Origin of the sequence: Pseudomonas sp. WS 5011, assembly GCF_012985775.1 — a bacterium.
Lineage (GTDB): Bacteria > Pseudomonadota > Gammaproteobacteria > Pseudomonadales > Pseudomonadaceae > Aquipseudomonas > Aquipseudomonas peli.
In genome coordinates this window covers 43,401-50,044 of record NZ_JAAQXA010000022.1, presented here as the reverse complement: position 1 = coordinate 50,044, position 6,644 = coordinate 43,401, and the positions used below count along the sequence as shown (strand labels likewise).

The following is a 6,644-nucleotide window of genomic DNA, read 5'->3' as shown; positions in this document are numbered from 1 at the left end:
CGAAGGAGTGGGGGCAACAGCAGCTGCGCTGGTAGACTTATCCACAGTTGCTGGTAACAAAATCAGCAATCCGCCCTGGGTCAAATTTCAATCGGCAGGGTGGGTCAATTTTCCATCAGCGCCAACAGTGTTGCACCACCACCAGGCATTCGCGGGCACCGGCTTGCGCCGGGATGTTGAACAGCTCGGCCAGGCGCACGAATGCCAGGGGCGAGTCGCGCAGGCTGACGATCTGGTTGCTGCCAGAGCGCTCGCCGAGTTCCAGGCACTCCACCACTTGCTCCAGCGGGATTACGAAGTGCGCCTCGCCGACCACCACCTGAAAACCATCGATGATCGACAGCGTCAGGGGCAGGCGAATGCGGAAGGTGGTGCCGCTGCCCAGGTGTGAGTTGATCTCGATGGTGCCGCGCAGCGCTTCGATGCTGCGCCGCACCACGTCCATGCCGACACCGCGCCCAGACAGGTCAGTAACCTGTTCGGCGGTGGAGAAGCCGGCTTCGAAGATCAGGTGATAGATCGCCTGTTCGTCGAGGTCGCTGTCGACATTGATCAGGCCGCGCTCGATGGCTTTGCCACGGATCTTCTGTGCGTCCAGGCCACGGCCATCGTCACTGATCTCCAGTACCACGCAGCCGGAATCGTGATAGGCGTTGAGGCTCAGCGTGCCAAGGGCCGGTTTGCCCATGGCCTGGCGTACGTCGGCCGGCTCCAGGCCGTGGTCCAGGGCGTTGCGCACGATGTGCAGCAGCGGGTCGTTGAGTTTGTCGAGTAGCGACTTGTCGAGCTCGGTGTCGGCCCCACGAATGTTAAGGTCGACCTGTTTGCCGAGGTCACGCGCAACATCGCGGACTACGCGCGGGAAGCGTTGAAACACTTCGTTGACTGGCGCCATGCGCAGGCTCAGGGCGCGGTCGCGAATCTGTTCGACGAAGCTGTCGACCTCTTCCATAAAGGTTTTCACCGCCTCGCGCGGGGCATCTTCCGCCAATGTGCGGCTGCGGGCCGAGCGGGTAACCAGCTCGCCCACCGAGTCAATCAACTGATCCAGCTTGCGAGCATCGACCTTGATAAACACTTGTTCCTGGCTGCGCGCGCGCAGGCTGTCGCCCGGCTCCACCAGCGCCTGAACGCTCTCCGCTGTCAGCTCCGGGGTCCATGTCGGGGCGGCAGTCAGCTCGGTAGGCGGCTGCTGGCTGATGTGGATGGCACAATCCTGGGCGATAAACTCCAGCGCCTGCTCGATGTTTGCCTGTGTCGCGCTACTGAGGATCTCCAGCACGAAGCCCAGGTAGCAGGACTCGGCTTCCAGGGTGGCGAGGGTCGGCAGCGTGTCTTGCAGCACTTCAAGGCACAGGACTTCGCCTAACCCGGCCAAGTAGTTGACGAACGCAATGGGATCCAGGCCGTGGAGAAATACCTGTGGCTCGGGGCGCAACTCGATCCGCCAATGCTGCACGTGCGTGTTTAGCGCTGCGCCCGGCAATGGCTCGGTCGCACTGAGGGGGGCGACGATTGTCAGGTACTGTTGCAGCTCGGCGCTAAGCAGGGCGCGGGTTTGCGGGTCGGGGTCTTGTTCATCCAAACCGTCGGCCACGTTGTCAAACAGCCGGCTCAGGTAGTCGCCACAGCCCAGCAACAGGCTGATCAGCTGTGCGTCGATGGCCTGTTCGCCGGTACGTACGCGCACCAGCAGGTTTTCCATCAGGTGGGTAAAGCCCACCACCAGCTGCAGGTTGAACATGCCTGAGGAGCCTTTAAGGGTGTGGGCCGCCCGAAAAATGGCATTGATCCGCTCGCTATCGGCGCCGTGCGTCTCGACCTCAAGCAGGGCTTGTTCCATCGCTGCCAGCAACTCGCGGGCTTCTTCGATCAGTACGTTGCGTACCGCTTGCATATCCATGAAGCCTTCCTCAATCACTTAATAGCGCCGTCAGCTGCAGTCGCGTCAGCAGTTGCTCGACGGCTGGGCTGGGTGCGCTCAAGCGCAGGTGCGGGTTGCTGTGTTTTAGCGCCAGCAGCAGTTGCAGGCCGGCACAGTCGATTTCACTGATGCCACTGAGGCAAACCTCCTGCAGGCCAATCTGTTGCAGCTGCTGGAGCAGCAGTTGCTGCAGCGCAACAGCGCGCTCGATGGTGAAAGCACCGCCCAAAATCAAGGGGCTGATGGGTGCGTCAGGCAGATTGCTCATGGTCGTCACATCACCAGCTTGGAAACGGCGTCGAGCAGCATGGGCGGCTGAAAGGGCTTAACGATCCAGGCCCTGACGCCTGCGGCCTTGCCTTCGGCTTTTTTCGCTTCGCCGGCTTCGGTGGTGAGCATGATCACTGGGGTGAACTTGTAGGCGGGCAACTGCTTGGCCGCTTTGACGAAGCTCAGGCCATCCATGTTCGGCATGTTTACATCCGAGACGATGAGGTTGTATTTGCTGCCGTCGAGCTTGCTCAGCGCGTCCTTGCCGTCCTGGGCCTCGACCACGCTGTAGCCTGCGCCGCGCAGTGTCATGCTGATCATCTGACGCATGCTGGCTGAATCGTCGATGACTAAAATTGTCTTGCTCATGGGGTTCCTCAACGCATTTAGAAGAAGGTGACAGACGAGGCGTTATTCGCTGGACCGGCGGCGTGCTGACCCTCGTGCAACGCCTGCTGCTCAAGGGTGGTGTAGGTGGCGGAAAGGCGGCTGAGCCAGCTCTGTACGGGCGGTAAGCAGGCGTCGTGATCGAGCAGTTGGCCGCCGGCCTGCTCCAGGCGCTGCATGTCATCGACGATATGGCTGACGATCTGATCGACGCGGTCCTGAAACTGCAGGTGCATGACCAGTTGATTGACGTCGCTTTCCAGCAGGCTGCGTTCTTGGTGCAGCTCATCCAGCGAGTACTGCAGTTCTTGCGCGGTGGTGTTGAAGTCGCCGACGATGCGTTCGGCCAGGCTCTGTGACAGCTGAACCAGGCTGCGCTCGCGCTCGGCAAATTGCGCCGAGATTTGCTGGGCTTTATCGATGGCCTCGGTCACCGTGCTGACGGTTGCCCGAATGTGTTTGCCGGTTTCGCCGGACTGGCGCGAGAGCTTGCGCACTTCGTCAGCCACCACGGAGAAACCGCGGCCACTCTCGCCAGCCCGGGCGGCTTCAATGGCCGCATTCAACGCCAGCAGGTTGGTCTGGTCGGCGATTTTGCCGACCTGCTCGGCCATGCGGCTGAGGTCATGGGTGTGGCTGGCGATGCTGCTGATCTCGCTGACCAGAGTGGCGCGGTAGGCCTGGGTTTGGTGCAGGGCATCGATGATCTGATGCAGCCCCTGTTCGGCCTGCTGGATGGTTTCGATCGCCCGGCCGCCTTGCAGGCTGCTGCTTTGCTGGGCGCCGGTGAATAGCCGTTGGCTGACCCCGGCAAAGCCGCTGGACAGCCCGATAATGGCCTCGCCGACCTGGCTGCGCGCCAAGTTTAGATGCTGCGTCCACGTGGGGATAACACCGCGCAGCAGGGCTTGCAGGTCGCTGAGGCGTTGGGTCTGAGCGGCGTTGATGTTTGGCTCATCACTGAGTTCACTGCTCTGTTCAGCCGCGCCCGCAGTGCGCGCCAGGCTCCAACCGCTGAGCGCAAAAACGGCCAGCCCCCAGGCTGCGCCCTGCCACCACCATTCAGCCAGCAGCGTGCACAGCAGCAGGTTGGTCAGGCCCAAGCCTGCCAGCACCTTTGGATTACCCATGCCTAGCGTCCCCGTATCACTTAACTGCAAAGCGGCTAAGTGTGGGCAGTTGGTGGCACGAGCGCGTGAGTAGAACTACTCAGTAGAAGGGGCGGGAATTACCCAATGTGGTTTGGCACCTGGTCTTACTTGGGGTGCGAAGCGCCCTGCATGCGCATTCAGAACAGCAGGCGGACCATCTCGACCACGGAGGTGACATGCAGTTTATCCATGATGCGGGCCCGGTGGTTTTCCACCGTGCGCACGCTGATGTTGCCCAGTTCGGCGATTTCTCTGCTGGATTTACCTGCAACAACCCAGCCGGCAATCTTACTTTCCTGTGGGGTCAGTAGGGCTAAGCGGGCTTCACGGGTGATGCGCGCCTGGCGCTCGTGGTAACGCTCGCTGCTGAGTTTCAGGGCCGCATAGACACGGTCCAGCAGGTGTTGGCCATGCACCGGTTTTTCCACGTAGTCGAAAGCGCCGCGGCGCATGGCTTCGACGGCGGTGGCGACATCGGCATGCCCGGTGATAAAAATAATCGGCGTATCCAGGCCGCGCTCAATCAGGCGCGCTTGCAACTGCAATCCACTGATTTCGGGCATGCGCAAGTCAGAAAGGATGCATTCGCGGGGGGTGCTGACGTAGGCGCGTAGAAAGTCGGCTGAAGAGGTAAAGCAGCGAACCTCCAGCCCAACCGAGCGCAGCAATTCGGCTTGTACCTGCAGGATGAAGTCGTCGTCGTCGATAAGAAAGACGGTGCCAGCCGGTAATGAGCTTGGCAGCGCTGCAATCTCTTTAGGCATGGATCAGCCACACGCGGGGGAAAATGAGGGCGGCATTGTACGGGGTCGTGGGTTGAAGCAAAGAGCCGGGCGTCTGACTGTGCGAGAGGTGAGGGGCAGGAGAGAAAACCGCGCTAGGTTCTGGGGTTAGGTGCGTCCACATTTCCTGGTTGCAGCCAAACCCTTGGGCATAAACTAGGACAGGCGCTAGTTGGTCGGCATGCAGCTGTTGCTGAATATGGTTACTCGCCGGCAGTTCGTACGACCAGGATCGAGTATCTGGCCACCAAGATCAGCTTCCGCCTGGTTAAAGGTGCCTCTCTGGATGAGGTTCAAAAACACTTCAACCAGGCCAACAAGGCCAACAAGGCCGATGCTGAGGCTCGGAATGATGATGCGGTACCTAACCGCGACATTTCGGCTCAGCAGAGAAGCCGCGGCACGGTTCAGTCTTCGCGCTGGACATTCAGGCGGCGCAACCCCAATGACAAATGGTTCGTGGTAGTGATCAGGCAGGACCGCGAGTGGAATCATCCCGACGTGCTGGATGAGGAGCCATACGCGCTTGTAGTGACCGTCGCGGACCGGGACAACGAGGACGCCCAGCTTTACACCCAGATCCAGACTATGATTGCACAGCAGGCAGAGGTCCGAGAGCGGCAGCAGGCCGACCGCCTGCAGACTCGAAGCTGATCGAGCCGAATAGCGGAGCTAGATCGCACTACCTAGAGCGTTCGTCCCTGCTCAAGTAGAGCTTGTGGGGCTAGTGGCGGCCAGATATGGACTCCTCTCCCCCCATGACTGACCATTTTTTCATCTGCTCCTCTAATTAATTAAAGCCTTTACTTCAATACTCTGACGGATGCTTTGCCAGTATAGGAACACTTGGAGGTGGCCACCCAACTGGAGTCGGCTGGAGACGTCCAGTCTGATAGAACGGCGGGACGTCATTACAACAGGGATATAGTCTTGGCCGTCCGAATGGCTCACCGCGATATTCGATCAACTCTTTTGACGAAAGAGTGCTAGACCAGTGCCCTACCCCATATACATAATCTTCTTGGATATACTGGGCGAACTTATAGGTTCCATGTTCATATGTAGACCAAAGTGACTCTACTTTCCTAGGTCTATAATCATAGCATTTAACATGATTTATAAAGTCATCGAATCCTTCATAAAGAGCTACTGTCGCGGCCCATACATTATCAGCGCTTAAGGATGATATAGGACTATTTTTGATTATCCAGTCTTCCTTGAATTCAACCTTTAGTATCTCAATACATTCATGCATATATTTAGCGGATAATAGCTCTTTTTGTATATGCGGCTTTTTCAAAACAGCTCTTTGCGTCAATGCCAAACGCACAGCATCAACAGATATTACTGACTCATAATTAAAAACATCTCTAAAAAATTCTGCCTTCTTAAGCTCCGAAACTTCAAGGTTTTTCCTAGAGGGGGCTCCACTTAAATGTAAACCTTTGCACCCCTTCCACATTACGTCTAATCCATTTTTTTCATAAGAAAAAGGCTCTGAACAAAATGGACACTGAGCCTCAAGATACACGTTATGCTTGGCACATACATTGATATCTGGATGGTGCACTCTTCGCCAGTAAGAAAACCCTAAATATGCAATATCATCTCTCACACACTCAGGGCAAAATCGCGATGGCGCTTTAGCTAATTCGAAACGATGGCTCCAATAAACATACTCACTCTCAGAATAAGATATATCTTCATTTTCATGAAGAAATGCAAATCTAGGGTAGAAAGTGTGATTATGGAGTAGCCGATTCATGCCATAACAACCTAGCCATCCCATTGCCTTACCAATTTTTAGAACTTCGCTACTCACGATTGAGTTCTTCGATATACGTTTAAGCTCTTTTGTGGCTGGACTTAAACTGTTTGCATAAATATTTCGCGCAATAAATGACCGTAGCGACTCTTCACGTTGAATTCGCAATAACATAATTCACAACATTTTAGGATGTCAGGTCTAAAGGGACGGCTGCAGCGACAGCCATCTGTCGCATCTTAGCCAGGGCCCCTGCTCTAGATGCGACAGTTTTTATTTTTCAGCGACAGTTTTTATTTTCTAAAACTAAAATCTCGACTTAGCAAGGGTATCTGAGAATTTAGTTTTGATAAAGAGTTTTGAGA

Annotated in this window: 6 protein-coding genes; all 6 read right to left on the bottom strand. The window is 56.5% G+C overall.

The window, feature by feature from the left end; genetic code table 11:
- Positions 1-115: 115 nt before the first annotated feature.
- Positions 116-1,903 (bottom strand): chemotaxis protein CheA, encoded by a 1,788-nt coding sequence (locus tag HBN63_RS18705; protein WP_170050452.1) that lies wholly within the window; start codon positions 1,901-1,903, stop codon positions 116-118.
- A gap of 10 nt (positions 1,904-1,913) precedes the next feature.
- Entirely contained in the window at positions 1,914-2,192 is a 279-nt protein-coding gene (locus HBN63_RS18700; RefSeq protein WP_130202163.1) for an STAS domain-containing protein, read from the bottom strand.
- A gap of 5 nt (positions 2,193-2,197) precedes the next feature.
- Entirely contained in the window at positions 2,198-2,563 is a 366-nt protein-coding gene (locus HBN63_RS18695; protein ID WP_130202164.1) for a response regulator, read from the bottom strand.
- A gap of 17 nt (positions 2,564-2,580) precedes the next feature.
- The gene (locus HBN63_RS18690) at positions 2,581-3,711 is read right to left on the bottom strand and encodes a methyl-accepting chemotaxis protein (protein ID WP_130202165.1); all 1,131 of its coding nucleotides are present in this window, start codon (positions 3,709-3,711) and stop codon (positions 2,581-2,583) included.
- A 158-nt stretch (positions 3,712-3,869) separates the two neighbouring features.
- Positions 3,870-4,496, bottom strand: coding sequence for a response regulator (locus tag HBN63_RS18685; RefSeq protein ID WP_130202166.1), 627 nt, complete (start codon positions 4,494-4,496; stop codon positions 3,870-3,872).
- Between the two features lie 826 nt (positions 4,497-5,322).
- Complete coding sequence (locus HBN63_RS18680; RefSeq protein WP_130202167.1) at positions 5,323-6,453, bottom strand: TniQ family protein; 1,131 nt, start codon at positions 6,451-6,453, stop codon at positions 5,323-5,325.
- Positions 6,454-6,644 lie beyond the last annotated feature (191 nt).